The sequence below is a fragment of the Natronomonas gomsonensis genome (assembly GCF_024300825.1).
GTDB classification, from domain to species: domain Archaea; phylum Halobacteriota; class Halobacteria; order Halobacteriales; family Haloarculaceae; genus Natronomonas; species Natronomonas gomsonensis.
Window position 1 is genome coordinate 2,876,410 of the sequence record NZ_CP101323.1, and the last position, 17,769, is coordinate 2,894,178.

16 protein-coding genes and 1 pseudogene are annotated in these 17,769 nt (G+C 58.5%); 12 read left to right on the forward strand and 5 right to left on the reverse strand.

Features of this window, described 5'->3' with window-relative positions; all coding sequences use genetic code 11:
- Window positions 1-36: 36 nt before the first annotated feature.
- Entirely contained in the window at window positions 37-897 is an 861-nt protein-coding gene (locus NMP98_RS15305) for an NAD(P)-dependent oxidoreductase (protein ID WP_254858733.1), read from the reverse strand.
- A 190-nt stretch (window positions 898-1,087) separates the two neighbouring features.
- Here NMP98_RS15305 and NMP98_RS15310 point away from each other — a divergent pair, with 190 nt between their 5' ends.
- Window positions 1,088-1,264, forward strand: coding sequence for a hypothetical protein (locus tag NMP98_RS15310; RefSeq protein WP_254858734.1), 177 nt, complete (start codon window positions 1,088-1,090; stop codon window positions 1,262-1,264).
- Window positions 1,189-1,341, forward strand: a complete 153-nt coding sequence (locus NMP98_RS19555; RefSeq protein ID WP_367997273.1) for a hypothetical protein — start codon at window positions 1,189-1,191, stop codon at window positions 1,339-1,341. The genes NMP98_RS15310 and NMP98_RS19555 overlap by 76 nt, the downstream gene beginning before the upstream one ends.
- A 946-nt stretch (window positions 1,342-2,287) precedes the next feature.
- Here NMP98_RS19555 and NMP98_RS15315 read toward each other — a convergent pair.
- Window positions 2,288-3,820 (reverse strand): class I adenylate-forming enzyme family protein, encoded by a 1,533-nt coding sequence (locus NMP98_RS15315; RefSeq protein WP_254858735.1) that lies wholly within the window; start codon window positions 3,818-3,820, stop codon window positions 2,288-2,290.
- A gap of 192 nt (window positions 3,821-4,012) precedes the next feature.
- Between NMP98_RS15315 and NMP98_RS15320 the strand changes: the two genes are divergently transcribed.
- The 9 genes from NMP98_RS15320 (at window position 4,013) to NMP98_RS15360 (ending at window position 13,620) form a co-directional block, all read left to right on the forward strand.
- On the forward strand, window positions 4,013-5,212 hold the full coding sequence (locus NMP98_RS15320; RefSeq protein WP_254858736.1) for an acyl-CoA dehydrogenase family protein: 1,200 nt from the start codon (window positions 4,013-4,015) through the stop codon (window positions 5,210-5,212).
- 8 nt (window positions 5,213-5,220) lie between these two features.
- Entirely contained in the window at window positions 5,221-6,573 is a 1,353-nt protein-coding gene (locus tag NMP98_RS15325; RefSeq protein ID WP_254858737.1) for an MmgE/PrpD family protein, read from the forward strand.
- Window positions 6,574-6,664: 91 nt separating this feature from the next.
- Entirely contained in the window at window positions 6,665-7,171 is a 507-nt protein-coding gene (locus NMP98_RS15330) for an FAS1-like dehydratase domain-containing protein (RefSeq protein WP_254858738.1), read from the forward strand.
- The gene (locus NMP98_RS15335; RefSeq protein WP_254858739.1) at window positions 7,168-7,608 is read left to right on the forward strand and encodes a MaoC/PaaZ C-terminal domain-containing protein; all 441 of its coding nucleotides are present in this window, start codon (window positions 7,168-7,170) and stop codon (window positions 7,606-7,608) included. The genes NMP98_RS15330 and NMP98_RS15335 overlap by 4 nt, the downstream gene beginning before the upstream one ends.
- Window positions 7,609-7,736: 128 nt before the next feature.
- Window positions 7,737-8,912, forward strand: coding sequence for a CaiB/BaiF CoA transferase family protein (locus NMP98_RS15340; protein WP_254858740.1), 1,176 nt, complete (start codon window positions 7,737-7,739; stop codon window positions 8,910-8,912).
- 114 nt (window positions 8,913-9,026) lie between these two features.
- Complete coding sequence (locus NMP98_RS15345) at window positions 9,027-10,220, forward strand: acyl-CoA dehydrogenase family protein (protein WP_254858741.1); 1,194 nt, start codon at window positions 9,027-9,029, stop codon at window positions 10,218-10,220.
- A complete protein-coding gene (locus NMP98_RS15350; RefSeq protein ID WP_254858742.1) occupies window positions 10,217-11,857 on the forward strand; it encodes an acetate--CoA ligase in 1,641 nt (546 codons plus the stop codon). Before NMP98_RS15345 ends, NMP98_RS15350 begins: the two co-directional genes overlap by 4 nt.
- A 96-nt stretch (window positions 11,858-11,953) precedes the next feature.
- Window positions 11,954-12,709: a citryl-CoA lyase gene (locus NMP98_RS15355; protein WP_254858743.1), complete on the forward strand. Its 756-nt coding sequence runs from the start codon at window positions 11,954-11,956 to the stop codon at window positions 12,707-12,709.
- On the forward strand, window positions 12,706-13,620 hold the full coding sequence (locus NMP98_RS15360; RefSeq protein WP_254858744.1) for an SDR family NAD(P)-dependent oxidoreductase: 915 nt from the start codon (window positions 12,706-12,708) through the stop codon (window positions 13,618-13,620). Before NMP98_RS15355 ends, NMP98_RS15360 begins: the two co-directional genes overlap by 4 nt.
- A gap of 125 nt (window positions 13,621-13,745) precedes the next feature.
- On the opposite strand, the gene scpC is transcribed toward NMP98_RS15360, so the two are convergent.
- Window positions 13,746-15,215 (reverse strand): succinyl-CoA:acetate CoA-transferase ScpC, encoded by a 1,470-nt coding sequence (gene scpC / locus NMP98_RS15365; protein WP_367997243.1) that lies wholly within the window; start codon window positions 15,213-15,215, stop codon window positions 13,746-13,748.
- A complete protein-coding gene (locus tag NMP98_RS15370; protein WP_254858745.1) occupies window positions 15,208-15,786 on the reverse strand; it encodes a MaoC family dehydratase in 579 nt (192 codons plus the stop codon). Before NMP98_RS15370 ends, scpC begins: the two co-directional genes overlap by 8 nt.
- Window positions 15,787-15,994: 208 nt before the next feature.
- Between NMP98_RS15370 and NMP98_RS15375 the strand changes: the two genes are divergently transcribed.
- Window positions 15,995-16,984: an LLM class flavin-dependent oxidoreductase gene (locus NMP98_RS15375; protein ID WP_254858746.1), complete on the forward strand. Its 990-nt coding sequence runs from the start codon at window positions 15,995-15,997 to the stop codon at window positions 16,982-16,984.
- 36 nt (window positions 16,985-17,020) lie between these two features.
- On the opposite strand, the pseudogene NMP98_RS15380 reads toward NMP98_RS15375, so the two are convergent.
- Window positions 17,021-17,710 (reverse strand): annotated as a pseudogene (locus tag NMP98_RS15380) (IS6 family transposase).
- Window positions 17,711-17,769 lie beyond the last annotated feature (59 nt).

The window sequence follows — 17,769 nt, forward strand, 5'->3', positions numbered from 1 at the left end:
AGTTATCGTCGCTAGGGAGGGGGACGACACGATGGCTCACCCCTCGTCCGTCAGCCCGCGGAAGAACGCTGGGACCTCCTGTGAGGCGACAGCGGTACCGGGGACGGGAAGGTCGACCGACTCAGCAAGATCAAGCGCGAGCAAGAGATCCTTCTGACAGATGTGGGCGACCCCATCCCAACCACCCGGCTGGACGTCATCCCATCCGTCCGTGAGCCATTCCCAGTTCTCCAGTACGAAACTGTCGGCCGAACTCTCAGCCATCACCGCCAGAAGGTCCTTTTGATCGAGCCCCCACTCCGTACCAAGGGCGACCCCCTCGGCAGTCGTCATCATGTTGGAGATCCCCACGAGATTGTTCGCGATTTTTGCCACCTCGCCGCTACCGACGTCGCCCATCGCGTGCACATTTGCCCCCATCGAATCGAGATATGGACGAACATAATCGAGTGCCTGCTCGTCACCGCCAACCATAAACGCGAGGTCAGCCGACTCAGCACGGGTACGCGTACCACTGACCGGGGCGTCGAGGACGGTCACGTTCCCGGGCGCCGTCTCTGCCAGTTGTTCGGGCGTCTCGGGGTGAATGGTGCTGTGTATCAATACAAGCGTCTCATCGCCACAGTGATCGAAGACACCATCGGGCCCGGCGACGACGTTCTTGACTTGATCGTCGTCCTGAACGATGACCGAGACGATGGCGCATTCGGTTGCCAGAGCGGCAAGGCTGTCTGTACGGTCACCGCCCGCCTCAACGAATGCCGCCAGTATCTCTTCACGGAGGTCGAATCCGGTGACGTCAAATCCCGCCTTGATCGCATTTTTTGCCATGGGCATCCCCATAGTCCCGAGGCCGACGAAGCCGATACTGGTCTCCGATACGGGTCTCTCCAACATACACGTGCAGTGTCTCACGCCAGTAATAAGTAGTGTTCGGAGACGTGATTAATAATCAATACTATCGAGCACAGTATTGACAGCGATGCTGGACTAGGCCGCCAACACGGCTTCGGATCGAGCGAACGTTTAACCCGATTTCGTCAGTAGACCACTGACAGGATGGAGTTCGACCTCAATCCCGAAACGGATGCTCAGAGGGGAGATTCGGCAGTTCGTCGTCAAGAAGTTCCGCCCGCTCCTCGATGATGTGCAGACAGCCAATTCGGCCTGCCCGAAGTATCCATCAGCATTCTACCAGCAGGTGGTGGCACTCGGCAACTCGCTGCCATCGCCGGTGCTGGCGTTGCCAAAGAACTCATTCTGACGGCTCGCATTTTCGATCCCGCCGAGGCTGACGAATGGGGACATCGTGAACCACGTCCATTCGCGCACGACATTTGATGACGCCGTGGAATCAATGGCCGCGGATATGGTTGAGAACGCCGCTTGCGTTCCGTCTAACGAAATGCACATTCGCCCCCATAGAAGAGAGCATTAACCGCGGAGAGTACCTCAAGGGGGCTCGACTTCGAGCAAACCTCGGCCCAATCCCCTGCGGCCGCTACCAACCCACGCCATTAGTTCCGTATTCTCGAATCTATTTGTCTTCATCTAATGCCTCAAGTAGGAGCTATCAGACGATTCTAGGGAAGTTTACTCCTATAATGTGGAATACTATGTCCTCTATTGCCGTTCGATTATGTGGAACAATATCATGTAACGGACGGCCTCATTGCCTCAACATGACTTTCGATGGTACCGTAGAGGTTCCGGCCGTTTTCTGGAAGGTATTAGAGTCTGGTTGGACCGCCGACCAATGCGATCGGCGAGAGTACCCGCTATCTGTCCACTCTTTATCTAATTTTCAAACTGAGACTCTATAGATCGGTTTTGTAGCTTTAATTAAGATCCTCTATAATTTATATGCAAGAAACCGTTCTTCACACGGTTATCCACGAACCTTGTGAGAAACTGGCTTCTCAGCAAATCGCAAGATGTGAAGAGGTTTTCGACAAAGCCGTTTTGTATGTTTGAACCATCGCCTACAGCCTATACTTCCTATTTCATCTTATGATCCTCAAGATACCTCATAAAAACCATTAGATAGCGACCGAATCTTTGTCTCTTCGATGTCTGTTTTCACTTCACATAGCCATTACGATACTAGAATTGTAAAGGCCATTTTTTCTATTCCGTATTCTCGAACATAGCCAATAGGGTAACCATTCACATCATTAACGGACGGCCCAGTTCGGGCAGTAGCAGAGGGTATAAGGGGCGCTAACTAGCGTGGAATGACGTCACTCGCGGATGCACAGTGACAGAAACACAGGAGAGCGTTCCGGGATCAGGCGCGGTACTTGTAACGCTGCTTCTTGCCGGTGGCGGTGCGTGCGAGTTCGTCGACAAGTTCGTAGACGCGGGGGCGCTTGTAGTCAGCCAGTCCCGTATGTTCCTTACAGAACGTCTCTAGTTCGCCCTTATCAACAGTGCCATCTGTCGCCACGTAAGCCTTGACAACCTGTCCCCACTCCTCATCCGACTCACCAACGACAGCGGCGGCCTCAACAGCCTCGTGCTGCTCTAGGGTCTCTTCGACCTCGATGGGCGAGACTAGTTCGCCGCCGCTCAGTATCATGTCGTCGGCACGTCCTGTGATAGTGAGGAAGCCGTCCACGCTCCTCACACCAAGGTCCCCGGTGTAATACCAGCCCCTTCGGAGCGACTCGTCCGTTGCTTCTTGATTCCCGAAGTAGTAGTCGAGTACAGCCCCACCAGAGACAATAACCTCACCCTCCTCACCCGCTGGCACTACCTCGTGGGGCTGGACATCTCGTTCTTGATCAAACTCGACGACTCGCACCTGTTTATCAGGGCTAGCTCGGCCGACTGTGCCGGCTTGCTCAGGTAGGTTCTCCGACCCGAGCGTTGAGTCGAGCAACGTCTCGGTCGTGCCGTAGCCGTTATAGATATTCGGCGTCAGATTCTCCAGCAGGTTGTTGGCGAGTTGTTCAGAGAGGGGCGATCCCATGCACATCATACACTCGAGCGACGAGAAGTCACGCTGGTCGACATCGTCCATGTTCGCGATTCGCTGGGCGACGGTCGGCACACCCACGATGTGGGTAATACCCCGGTCCTCAATGAGAGCGGCCACCGGTTCGGGCTCCCAGTCCCTCGTGACGAGGATGGTCCCGCCGGCACAGATGGTCGGGTGGATGGTGAGATCGATTCCGCCAGCGTGGAACCACGGCGACACCTGCAGTGCGACGCTGTCCTGCGAGAGTCCGAGATCGAGCATCCCCTCTTGTGCGCGGTTGAACGCTGTCTTCCCGGAGAAGGTGACGCCCTTCGGTGCGCCCGTGGTCCCGCTTGTGTAGAGGATGTAGGCGACATCGCCAGGATTCATGGGGATCTCCGGAGGTGTCTTGGCTGTCCCCGAGGAACGGACGACGTCGTAGGATTCCCCGTCGGCTGGCTCGTCACCGACGCAGATTTTGTCCGGTGTCCGTACCGCCTCTTCGATGGCCCCTTCGACTTTCTCACCCACGTCAGCGTCGTACACGACGAACTCGGGGTTTACATCGTCGAAAATGTACTTGAAGTTGTCCTGTGCCAGCATGTAGTTCGCCGGGATGGGGACGGCACCGACCTTGTAGATGGCGTACAACATCACCGGGAACTCTAGGGTATTGTACAGCACCATAGCGACCCGGTCGCCCTTCCGGAGGCCACGGTCCCGGAGCGCGTTCGCGAGTTTGTTAACCTCGCTATCGAACTCCTCGTACGTGTACGTCTGGTTTGATGGCAGATCAACCAGCGCAGTCTCGTTTGGACGCCACTCGAGGTTTCGCTCCAGCAGTTGTCGATGAGATAACATCGGTCCATACACTACTTCGAAACGTTAAAAATATTGACCTACATGTAATATAGCCTTTACGAACAGCGGGCATATGATAGCCAAATACGTTCCGGTGGAATCCGGATTTTAATCCATTTTACATTCGGAACAAGCGGGTCTGAGTCGGGTTGACCGGAATCTATTTGCCGCGTGCATCCGTCGATAACAAGGATGAGCGTAGTCACTGACGAGTTCGTTCAGCTGAGCGAGAACCAGAAACTGGTCCGGAACAGTATTCAGGACATCTGCGACAACTTCGATCATGAGTATTGGCGCGAGCGGTCGGCGGCGGGCGAGTATCCCACTGAATTCGTTGACACCCTCTCAGAACAGGGCTGGATGGGGGCACTTATTCCCGAGGAGTACGGCGGTGCCGGGATGGCCACGACCGAGACTGTCGTTATGATGGAGGAGATTGCCGCTAGCGGCGGCGGATTCAGCGCGGCACAGGCCATTCACGGTGGCATCTACAACAGCGTACCACTGGTCAAGTATGGAAGTGAGGAGCAGAAAGAGCGTCTCCTCCCGGACATCGCGGCCGGAGACACGTCAATCCAAGCGTTCTGCCTCACGGAGCCCAACTCTGGATCGGACTCGACATCTATCGAGACGCGGGCCGAACGCGAGGGCGGCGAGTGGGTCATCTCTGGCCAGAAGATCTGGACCTCACGGCTCGACGTGAGCGATTACGCCATCGTTGTTGCACGCACGACGCCGAAAGAGGAGGTCGAAAAAAAGACTCAGGGCATTTCGATGTTCCTCGTGAATGTCGCGGATGCCGTCGAACAAGGCGGCCTCGAATACGACCAGATAGACAAGACAGCGAGCGATTTCGTTCACTCATACTCGGTCTACTTCGACGACCTCCGTATCCCGGGCGAGAACATACTCGGCGAGAAGGGTGACGGGTTCTACCAAGTGCTCGATGGGCTGAACGAGGAACGACTCGTCATTGCCGCGGAGTGTCTGGGGCTCGGTCGCCTCGCCATCGACCGCGGCGTCCAATACGCCAACGAACGCGAGGTGTTTGACCGTCCCATCGGCAAGAACCAAGCGGTTCAGCATCCGCTAGCCGACGTGTACGCCCGCCTCCAGAGTGCAAAGCAGATGACCTACAACGCCGCCGAACAGGGCGAAGACGCCACCGACCTCGGGGCGCTCGCGAACATGTCGAAGTACCTCGCTTCGGACGCCGCTTTCGAGGCAGCGGACGCCGCCGTTCAGACCCATGGAGGGTTCGGTATCGCACGCGAGTACGACGTTGAGCGGTACTTCCGCGAGGCGCGACTGACTCGGCTGGTCCCTATCACACAGCAACTCGTCCTGAATTACGTCAGTGAGAAGGTACTTGGTCTCCCCCGTTCGTACTGAACAACAAAATGACACACACAATCGATGCCTCCCTCGCCGGCTTCGTCGCCGGGGCTACCGGGCCCGATATTCCGGACGAGGCACGACGGATAGCAGAACGTGCGTTCGTCGACACCGTCGGCGTGACACTCCCCGGTATCGTCGACCCTGCTGGTCGGACGACCCGCGCTGTGTTCGCCAGTAAGTGTGGCGGTCCGGCCAGTGTCCTCGGAACGACGGACGCCACGTCCGTGGCAGACGCAGCACTCGTCAACGGGACAGCTGGCCACGCCCTCGACTACGACGATGTCACTTGGGGTGTCTGGCACCCGAGCGTCACTCTCGTCGCCCCCATCCTCGCCGTCGCCGAGCGTGAGGGGGCAAGCGGTATGGACGCAATCACTGCGTTTGCCGTCGGATTCGAGACCCAGTGTTACCTCGCTGAGGCCCTCCTGCCAGGCCACTACGAGCGGGGCTGGCACGCCACCGCCACTTTCGGGACGATTGGTTCCGCAGCCGCCGCCGTGTCCCTCCTCAACCTTGACGAGACCGCAACGCGACACGCTCTTAATGTCGCCGCGTCGATGCCCGCGGGGTTGAAATACAACTTCGGGACCATGACCAAACCACTGCATTCGGGGCTGGCGGCGCGGTCGGGCGTCACGGCCGCACTACTCGCCGCCGAGGGATTCACGGGCGCCGATGGTGCGCTGGGAACCGATCGTGGTTTCTGTGATCTCTACAGTGATAACGACGGTCCATCCGACGTAGATCCAGCGACCCTTGGCGACCCTTGGGCGCTCGTCGAGTACGGCTTGCAGGTCAAGAAGTACCCGTGCTGTTACTTCACTCACCCCGGAATCGCTGCGACCCAGCACCTCGTTGCGACCCACGACATCAAACCCGCTGATATCGAGCAGATTATCGTCACTGCCTCGCGGGGCGCTGCGGACGCGCTCCACTACTCGGACCCGTCGACGGGACTGGAGGCAAAGTTCTCGATGCAGTACGTCATCGCGTCGGCCGTCGCCCGTGACCGGGTCGGCCTCGCGGCGTTTGAAGACGACGCCATCAACAACCCTGCCGTCCAAGCCGTCCGCGAGCGCGTCGACTTTGAAGTCGACCCCGAGCTCGCGTACAACCCGTACCAGACAATGGTTAGCATTGAGACGACAGCCAGCGATCGATACTCGCACACGCAGGACCGGCCACCGGGAACGCCGGAGAATCCGCTTTCGGACGCCGAACTCCGGGCGAAGTTCGACGCGGTGGCGGCACACGCGCCCGACGGCATTGACGCTGATCGCGCTTATGACCTGTTGGACGACCTCCGGGCCGTCGAAGATGTTCAGACGCTGGTTAAGACACTGCGGTCGGTGTGACTCGTGGGACCACATTTATTAGCCCACCGCGACTTCAGAGCAACGACTGCGGCGATACAGACTGTCGCCTCGGCAGCGCCAGAGACAAACAATGCCCACGAAACCACTCTCTGAACTCAAAGCACAGGTCGGTCAGAGCGTACAGACAGTTGAGAAGCTCGAGATAGAGGCCGGTAAGGTCGAAGAATTCGCGCGCGCGTTCCGCGACGACAGCTCCGTCTTCCGGGACGAGGAGGCGGCACAGGAGGCAGGGTACGACAGCATCCCAGCCCCCCTGACGTTCACCCGAATCGCGTACTTTCCGCGGTACCGCCCTGACGATATCGGTGCCAACCTCGGGTTCGACCTTGGTCTCCGCAAGGAGAACATCCTCCACGGCGAGCAGGAATACGAATACGAACGTCCGCCCGTGTTCGGCGACATCCTCTCCGGGACGACTACCTTGGTCGATGTCTACCAGTCCGAAGGGAGCCGCGGCGGGACGATGACCTTCTGCGTCTATGAGACGGAGTATCGTGACCAAGACGACCAACTGGTGTTGACGGAGCGCCTCACGCGCATTGAAACCGGCGGCGACAGTAAGGAGGAAGACGAATGAGCGACGCCAGCCAGCGGTCCCCAACTGCAGCTGACCTCGCCGTCGGAGATGCCGGCCCGGAACTCGTCATTGAGAATCTCGAACGAAAAGACTTCGTGAAGTATGCCGGGGCGAGCGGCGACTTCAACCCTTTGCACTACGACGAACCGTACGCGAAGGCAAATGGTAATGACAGCGTCTTCGGACAAGGGATGCTGACCGCGGGCTACGTTGCCCGCATGGTGACCAACTGGTTCGGTATTGACCGTATCTCGAACTTCAGCGTTCGGTTTCAGGCTCGGGTCTGGCCGGGCGATACGATCACCATCACCGGCGAAGTAACCGATGTTACAGAGACAGACGACGGTGCGACCATCACGGCCGATCTCGTTGCCACCAATCAAAACGGCGATGCAGTCATCACCGGGTCAGTGACAACCGACCTACCGGCCGAGTGACAGCCACGGCAGTTCGTGTGACCGAATGTCCACGGGCACCATCAAGTTGGTATCGACACCGTTGTCCGATCAATGGCTGTAACGGAAGCCCACACAAGGTTTAGGTAGTTGGCTCCCGGCGTTACACTGTGAATCTCAGCACACTCCGTGTCCTTGACCTGACGCGTCTGCTGCCCGGTCCGTTCGCAACCCAGTTAATTGCCGACCTCGGGGCAGACGTCGTGAAGGTTGAGGATACAGACCGTGGCGACTACGCACGCGAGATAGACCCACAGTCGAAGACGGGCGTTGGGACGGTATTCGAAGCGGTGAACCGTGGGAAGCGGAGTGTCGCCATCGATCTCAAGTCGGACGAGGGTCGACAGGCGTTCTACGACCTCGTGGAGACGGCGGATGTGGTCATCGAGGGATTCAGGCCCGGCGTTGTCGACCGACTCGGTGTTGACTACGACACGCTCACCGAGTATAACGAAGACCTTGTCTACTGCTCGCTCTCGGGGTTCGGCCAAGACAGTCCACTAGCCAATCGCCCAGGACATGATCTCAACTACGCCGCGCTGTCGGGCTTTCTCGACCTTGACAGAGCCGATACCGACAGTACTCCCCACCCTCCGGGGTTTCCGGTTGTCGATATGGCGAGCGGGCTGTTCGCCGCATTTAGCATCCTCGGGGCACTTCTCGACCGGACGTTCGGCGACGGTGCCGGCGAATACGTAGACGTCGCGATGGCGGACGTGATTACGGCCTTCGCACAGTACCACGTCGGCGACACACTTCGTGGGGAGGAACCCCGACCCGGTGAGTCCCGCCTCGGCGGTAAGTACCCCTGCTACGACGTGTACGAGACGGCCGATAGCCGGTATGTCGCCATCGCTGCGCTCGAACCTCCCTTCTGGCTGGAGTTCTGTGCGGCCGTCGACCGCGAGGACCTCGTTGATGCCCACCTCAGTGACGACCCTGCAATCCGCGCAGAACTCCGTGCCGAACTCGAAGAGGTATTCTCGGCGGCGACCCGGGACGAGTGGGAGAGGCGGCTGAGTGACGTGGACGTCGCAACGATGGGCGTGTACACCCTCTCGGAGACGCTGACACACGACCATACCGAAGCGCGAGACCTCCTTGTCGAGTTCGAGGACTGGCCCACACGGCTGGGATTCCCCGCGAAGATGCGGAGTGGATTGCAGGTCGACGGGTCGATACCCAGTCATGGCGAACACACCCACGCGCTCCTCCGAGAGGTCGGGCGTTCTAACGCGGAGGTCTCATCACTTGCCCAAGCCGGTGCGGTACACACCCTCAAGTAACCGCCTCAACATCCTGCCGAGGACAGTACCGCTGCACCGCCGGTCATGCCAAGTCGCGAGGGGTATCAGCGATCCTACACAACGTTTATAGGGGTTTCGGGGTTTCGGTGAGACATGGTCGATTTTACCCCCAGTAACGAGATTAGCCTGATGCTACAGAGTCTCGATGACTTCCACGAAGCCGAGATCGCACCACTCCTTGAGGACCACCGTGACCTGCTCACTCCCGACTACAACCGCCTCGATCCCGACGGCCGGCTGAAAGACGAGGCCGTCGATCTTGTCGAGACAGTCCGCCGTCGCTCGGGAGAGGCCGGATTCTACGGCGTCACCATGCCGGAGTCTGTCGGCGGGAGCGACGTGAGCACCGTCGAACTGGTCCAGCTCATCATGCGGCTCTACTCGACTGGCCTAGGTCTCAACATGCACGTTATCGAGGGGGCCCCTGGTCCTCATCGCAACCTTCTCGAACTCAATGAATCCCTCCAAGAGGAGTACCTCATACCGACAGTCGAGGGCAAGCAGAGCGGTTGTTTTGCGCTGACTGAAAGTTCCTCCGGGTCTGACGCCACCGATATGGAAACTACCGCCGAACGCGACGGTAACGAATGGGTCATCAACGGCAACAAGATGTGGATTACCAACAGCCCTTACGCTGATTACGGACAGATCTTCGCCGAGACCGACTCCGATGCCGAGGGTGCACGCGGTATCTCCGCGTTCCTCTTCGACACAGACAATCCAGGGTTCTCGGTCGAACGGATGAACGAGACCATCCTGAATGACGGGATGCAGGCCGAGATTTCGTTCAACGACTGTCGCGTGCCCGACTCGCACCTCATCGGCGAACCAGACGAAGGGTTCTACCTAGCGATGCGGTTTCTGAACATGGGTCGGATCCGTATCGCAGCCCGATGTGTCGGGCTCATGTCGTTCCTGCAGGACTTGGTTGTCGAGTACGCGAACCAGCGTGAGAGCTGGGGGAAGCCAATTGGAAAGCGCCAGCACGTCCGCCGGATGGTGGCGAATATTGCCACTTGGAAGGAAACACTCGAGAGTCTCGTCCTCCGGACGGCTTGGCTCATCGACCAAGGAGAGGATCCCGCCAAACAGGCCTCGATGGCGAAGTACTATGGCACCGAGAAGTTGTTCTCGGCTGGGGACAACGCAGTCCAAGTGTTCGGCGCGAACGGCCTGACTCACGACTACCCTATCCAACGCATCTTCCGCTACGCACGCTTGATGCGCATTCCGGAAGGTACGTCCGAGATTCAGCAGGAGACCATCGCTAGGGAGGTCGGTCTGTGACCGATTACGACCTCCGCGTCCTCGAAGAAGGCGCTTACGAGGAGATTTACGGAGAGTTCGAGTGGGACGTTCCGGAGACGCACAACCTCGCTGTCGACGTCTGTGATCGCTGGGCCGACGCCCGCTCAAAGGTCGCGCTCCACTGGGAGGACAGCGAAGGAGCCGTCGAGTCGTACACGTTCGCCGGCCTCGCCCGACGGTCGAACCAGTTCGCCAACGCGTTGCGAGCGCGTGGCGTCGACCGCGGTGATGTCGTCGCGGTGTTCGTCCCGACACTCCCCGAAGCGATCGTGGCGATGCTGGGAACCCTAAAACTCGGTGCCATCTGCATGCCACTGTACCATTTGTTCGGTCCTGATGGCCTCTCACCGCGTCTTGAGGCAGCCGAACCGGTAGAAATCGTCACGGACACCGGCGGGCTGGAGAAACTGAGACAGGCCACCGATGTTCCGGAGAACGTGATCTTAGTCCGGAGCAACGATCCTGAGAGCCACACCACCACGACAGACTTCGATGCGGCGCTCTCGGCCCAAGCGCGGACCTTCGAACCGGTCGCCACCGATCCGACAGACCCCGCGATCCTGTTCTACACATCGGGAACGACCGGCGACCCGAAGGGCGTCCTTCAGCCACACCAGTACTCGATCGGCCAGCGGTACGTCGGCCAGTACATGCGAGATTACACGCCCGAGGACGTCCTCTGGCACAGTGGTGACTTGGCGTGGGCCGGCGGGTTCGCCAACCTCGTCGAGGCGTGGACACTCGGCATGCCGATGCTGAAGTATCGTGGCAAATTCGAGGCGCGGAAAGCGCTCCAGTTACTCGAGGCCTACGGTGTGACGTTGTTCGTCACCGCCCCGACCGCGTTACGTGCGATGATGGATGTCCCGAATGCCGAAATAGCTGACTACGACCTCAACCTGCGGCTGGTGGCAGCCGGCGGCGAGCGGGTGACACCTGACCTCCTCGAATGGACCGAGGAAACTTTCGATGTCTTCGCCACAGTTGGGTGGGGACAGACCGAGTGTTACGGCGTCGGCTACCCCCCTCTTGGTGCTGACCGCGACCGGGAGCTCGGCGCGCTCGGCCGACCTCTCCCCGGGTTTGAGGCGACTATTCTCGACGAGGCAGGGAACGAACTGCCGCCCGGCGAGGTCGGCGAGATGGCTATCAATCGTAACTCGAACCCCTGCCTGTTCTGCGAGTACTTCGACGACCCGGAAGCGACCGCTGCGGTCACCGAGGGCCGCTGGCACCGGACCGGCGATGTCGCCATCGTCGACGAAGATGGGTTCTTCTGGTTCTGGGGTCGGGACGACGACGTAATCATCAGCTCGGGCTACCGCATCAGCCCGGCTGAAGTCGAGTCGTCGTTGAACGCCCACCCGGCCGTCTTCGAGGCTGCGGTCATCGGTATCCCCGACGAGGAACGAACGAACGTCCCGAAGGCGTTCATCCAACTCGTCGACGATACCGAAGAGAGTGACGACCTCAGACGGGAGATACAGACACACGTCAAGGACGAACTCGCAAAATTCCAGTACCCTCGCGAGATATCTTTCATAGCCGAGTTGCCGAAGACCATCACTGGGAAAATAGAACGGAACACTCTCCGTAAACGTGAGCACGACCAGTGATGATGCTTACAACAGGGCGATCGAGATGGCGACTGTGACTTGACGTTCCGGGGACAATAGCTATAAGAAGTCGCTGTGTTATCTTTACCCGTAGAAATGTCATCACCGTCGTTACCGACGAATATCGCAACAGCTGATGAGCAAAACATCACGGTAAGAGGCCGAGACCTCACTCGCGAAATGATGGGCGAGACGAGTTTCGGCGAATTCTTTTACCTCCACTTGACTGGGGAGATGCCGACGGAATCGGAGCTTCGGATCTTCGATACGCTACTCATTACCGTCGTCGAACATGGTGTGACCCCGAGCGTCATCGCAGCGCGGTTGACCTATGACTCCGCGCCCGAGGCGGTACAAGGCGCCGTCGCGAGCGGGCTGCTGGGTGCCGGTAGTACCTTCCTTGGGTCGATGGAGAATGCGGCGGAGATGGTCCAAGAGGGCGTCAAACGGACGGCGAACGGTGAAGATGCGACTGCTGTCGCACTAGAGATGGTTGAGAAGCGCGAACGCCTGCCCGGTTTCGGGCATCCGCTGCACGAACCCACTGACCCTCGGACCGATGCCCTGTTCGAACTGCTTGAAAAAGAAGGGTTCGACGGTGATTATCTCGCGTTCATGCGAGCGGTTCAAGCCGCAACCGAAGAAGTGTACGGAACTGAACTCCTCATCAACGCGACCGGTGCTATCGGGGTCGGTATTTCGGAACTCGGCCTTGACCCAATCGTTGGACGTGGTATCGCCCTCGTAGCCCGCTCGGCGGGCCTCGTCGGGCACCTGAACGAGGAGATAGAACAGCCAATGGCTCGGGACATCTGGGCCGTCGTAGAGGATAACGTGGAGTACCAGTCATGATAGAAGACAAAGTCATCATCGTCACCGGTGCAGCGAGCGGTCTTGGACGCGCAACCGCGATGCAATTGGCCGATCTCGGCGCAACTGTCGTGGTCTGTGACCTTGGGGCCAAGCCACACGGGAAAGCCTCCGATATCGGGCCAGTAGAAGAGGCGGCCGAGGAGGTCCGTGAGCGAGGCGGTGAAGCGATGGTGAGTTTCGGCGACGTCACCGACGAGAAGTACGTCTCCGGGATGGTCGAAGAGGTGTACGATGAGTACGGCCGCATCGATGGCGCGGTCAATTACGCTGGCTTCCTCCGGGACGACATGTCGTTCAACATGCCTTTGGAGAACTGGAAGGCGGTGCTTGATGTTCATCTGACAGGACACTTCCTCCTCCTCAAGCACCTCGGAGCCCACTGGCGCGAGCAGTATAAGGCTGACAATATCGACAGCCAGCGATCGTTCCTCGCGGTTTCCTCAGCATCTGCACGGGGGAGCGCCTCACAGATCAATTACTCCGCAGCGAAGGCGGGAGTCCTCGGATTGACCCGGACGGGCGCACGTGACCTCCACCGCTACGACGTGCGAGTGAACGCTATGATGCCCGCCGCATTCACCCGAATGCTGGACGCGAACGTCCCCGAGGAGATACTGGAGAAGTTCCCGAAGGACTCACTCGGCCCAGAGAAGGTCGCGCCGCTGCCAGCGGTCTTGATGTCCGATGGAGCCGAAGACATCACTGGCTGGACATTCGCAATGGGCGGCGATACCATCTACACGGTCACCGATCCCGAGTTCGACCGGACAAACACCATGAAGGGTGGCTGGACGCCAGACGCGCTTGCGGATGCCCTCGAGGACCTCATTGACGGCCAGCCTCGAGCGAAAACAGACCCTGGCGGCCTCCTGAGCAAAATTGTCGAGTGATCCGAGACCGCGAATCGGGTCTTAAACGGGACTCTACCGTTTAACAGTTGTGCGGCCTCCCCTCAGCACTCAGAAGGGGAGTGAGAGACATCACTGCTACCTAACGGCCAGCAACAGCACATTACTCAGGAGTCCCCTGTCGTCCAGTCGAACGCCGCCGAAAGGTCGTGTGGCATGTGACCGCCCTGCTTCCGGGACTGTTCGTAGTACCGGGAGAGTTCGGCACGGTAGTCTGGGTGTGCGCAGTTCTCGATGAGCTCAACCGCTCGCTCACGCGGAGAAAGCCCGCGGAGATCGGCGATACCTTGCTCGGTGATAACCGCCGAAACGTCGTGTTCAGTGTGGTCGACGTGGGGTGCCATCGGCACCACGCGCGAGATTGCCCCGTCACTGGCTGTCGACGGGAGCGCGACGACAGAGACAGCGGCGTGGCGGTTGTAGTCGTTACTTCCACCGATGCCGTTGATGAGGTGGCTCCCATCGACGTGTGTCGAGTTGACATGTCCATAGAGGTCGACCTCAAGGGCGCTATTGACCGCGAACACGCCCATGCGTTTGATAGTCTCCGCCGCGTTCGAGACATCAGCAGGCCTGAGAACGACGTTCTCGGCGAAGGTGTCGATATTCTCGAACAATCGGTCCTGACCCTCCGCCGAGAGGGCGAGTGTGGTTGCGCTTGCGACCGTCAGGTCACCGTCCGCGAGGAGGTCGAGCAATCCGTCTTGGATGACCTCTCCGTAGTACGAGACTGACCGGTCGCCGAAGTTGTCGGCGGCGAGTTCACTCATGAGGGCGTTCCCAAGGCTCCCAACCCCGAACTGCAACCGGACCGTCTCCGCAAACACCGGATTGCGCTCCAGTTCGTCAGTGAGAAACGACCGGAAGTTGGCCGCAATCGCTTGGTCCTCATCCGTCGGCGTTCTGAACGAGTACGGTGAGTCTCGGTGGTCAGTTCGCACGACACCGACGAGCTTCTCGGGGTCGAACCGTATCTTCGGGTCGCCGATGCGCTCTCCGGGGCCCATGAGAGGTATTGGCTCGCGCTGCGGTGGCATCGCGGGCCGGTAGATGTCGTGGAATCGCGCGAGATTACGTGGTTGTACGGCGTTCACCTCAACGACCAGGTTGTCGGCCTGTTCGACGTATGCAGGGGTGTGTCCAACCGATGTAGTCGGGATAAGCCAGTCTTCTCCGACAGCAACGGCTTCGACCACAGCTACGTCTGGGCTGGCGAGTTCCTCAAACACGATTTCGTCCGCCAGACTACCGATGTGCCGGTCATGGAGTGCGATATTCCCTGTGTTGACCGCATCGCGCGCGATGCTAGTCGATTGGTACGGAAAACGACGAGCGATGGCTCCAGATTCAACCAGTGCTGTATCGATCTCTTCGCCAACGCTCCCTCCACTGATGACAGTGAGTGACAGGTCCCTTCCGCTGTTCGCCAGCGCTAGGGGCACTGCTTTCGGGTACCCGACGCTTCCAAACCCGCTGACGGTCATCGTCGCGTCATCAGAGATAGCCTCAGCTGCTGCTGCCGCCGATAGCTCGGGTACGTCTCCGCCGACACGGTCCATATTCGACCAGCTAGTCATCTTGAGCTAGTTCCTCCTCGGTCGTTCCAATGCCCTCGGGCCACCCGGGTGGACACTCGGCCGACGGCTGTGCGTGCACCCGCTTCAACAACATGCCGGTCCGATTCAACGAGAGAACCTTCGTGTCCTCTTGGTTATAGGCGCGAAGTTCAGTCGTTACGATTCCCACGTGGTCACGGGAGTCGCTCTCTCGTTTGTCTATGACCTCGCTCTCCACGAAGAGCGTATCCCCGTGGAATACTGGCGCATGGTGACGAACGTTGTCGTACCCTAGGTTCGCTGTCGCATTCATCGAGACATCAATAACGCTCATCCCCACGGCAAGTGAGATGACGAACAACCCGTTGACGAGGCGCTCTCCGAACTCTGTCTCCGCTGCGTAAGCCTCGTTGAAATGCATTGGATTGAGGTTCATCGTAATGTTTGTCACCCAGACATCGTCGGTTTCAGTAACCGTCCGTCCGTACGGATGTTTGTAGATGTCTCCGATCTCGAAATCTTCGTAGTACCTGCCCTGCCATCCAGACCGGAGAGTACGCTCTGGCTGGGGGGTTTCTGAATTTCCGACCATATCGTTCCATTGTGTTCCACCTCTACTTAGCCTTGTGGTATATCCACACACACAAACGGTTAAAACTGCCATCCACCCCTTTATATAGTATCTGACAGCTCAGTTGAACTCCACATCGCCTGCGATGGAGTACTTAGTTAGTATTGGAGCAGACACCAGTAGTTAGCCCGGGGAAAGACCTAATAAGTTCGCCAAGTACTGGCAGGGTATGGATTTGGGGATCTACGATTTAACCCAGTACGACGCCGCAGAATCACAGGCGGAAGTCTGGCAGGTTATCAGAGATGTGGCTATATTGGTAGACGAAAGCGGCTTTGACTCGCTGTGGTTTGGGGAGCATCACGTGACTCCCGAGGACCAGTACATCCAGGCACCTATTGCATTGGCCGCCGCTGCTGAAGTGACGAGCAACGTCAGGCTCGGTGCCGGTTCGATGCTGTTACCGCTACACAACCCCGTCCACGCAGCAGAACTCGCCGCCTCTATCGATGTGATAAGCGACGGTCGACTGGTACTCGCGTGTGGGCTGGGATACCGGGACGCAGAGTTCGACGTCTTCGGCGTCGACAAATCGACCCGCGTCGGGCGACTGGAGGAAGGCATCGAGGTTATGCGCCGGGTCTGGACGGAGGACCACGTAGACTACGACGGACGCATGTTTCAGTTTGAGGACGTCACCATCAACCCAAAGCCTGTCCAAAACCCTCACCCACCACTCCTCGTCGCGGGATACGTCGATGCAGCCGGCGAGCGGGCCGCCCGCATCGGTGACTCTTGGTACTTCGGAAACTTAGCGAGCCGCGAGGAACTAGCCCGCCAGTTCGCGGTGTATCGAAACGCCGTCGCGGAGCACGGCCGCGAGGACGAGACGTTCACGCCGCCGGTGATGCGCGAGGGCTACGTGCTCCCGGATGAGGACGAGGCGTTCGAGACCGTCAGGCCTTACCTCCAGTCGAAGTTCGAGAGCTACGCTGGTTGGGGGCTAGATGGGGTCGACATCGAGGACGACTTCCGTGACGCCGCCGAGAGCCGCTTCCTCATCGGGTCGCCTGAAACCGTCCTTGAACAAATAAAAAGATACCACGATCTCGGTGTCGAAGAGATTACCCTGCGGGTTCAGTTCCCGGGCATGGACCCCGCGGATGCTAGGCGCAGCATCGAAACTATCGCAGACGAAGTGCTCCCCCACCTTCCCTGATACGGTTAAACCTGTGTGATGTGTCCGCCATCGTGTTTAGTTAAGCGAATTCCAACAGATGGAGAAGGCTTGCAGCCATGTTTCTGCTGTCGTCAGCTGCACGTGGCCAAAACTATTACTAAACGAAGAAGTACGTCGTTTTACTTCTCTAAATATATGTTCAACAGTATTCCGGTTTCCATGGCGAACCGTCTGAAACCGGAGCCCTGCTCGGCGGAGTGCTGTCGCTAGATGATGAGCGTAATCGATGAGAAACACGGCGTTCACAAGAGCAGAACTCTTGTGCAGCCTATCAGAACGCAACGCGTTCTGAGGACGTCGGAGACGTCGTGTTTCTCCTGAAGCTCTCGCAGAAACTGCTGTCTTAATACGGTCGTAGTGGTCATAAACAGCCGTATATGCAGGAATTTGTTCGTATCTGGATCGACAGCCGCGTACAGCCAAAACTGCTGCCCATTGATTTGGATCACGGTTTCGTCGAGCGCAACGTGATTCGGGCTGGCATCGTCGGCCGGCTGTAGATCGGCCTTCTGCACCCAATCATGACGGCTTTCCGTGACCGTTTGACACCGAACTTCTCAAGTTCTCGAATGGTATTCAAAATGATAGTCCAGAGAGATGGAGCCGAACATCGAGCTTCATCAGCTCACTCGATGTCCGCTCTCGCTCCACAAAATCTAACTTAATCCAGTCGATATGACCGCTGAGGCGTGTGATTTCTGCCATAAACCAGCACAAAATCACCATGCCGCACTCTTCATCCTTAACTAAACACGACCCTCAAG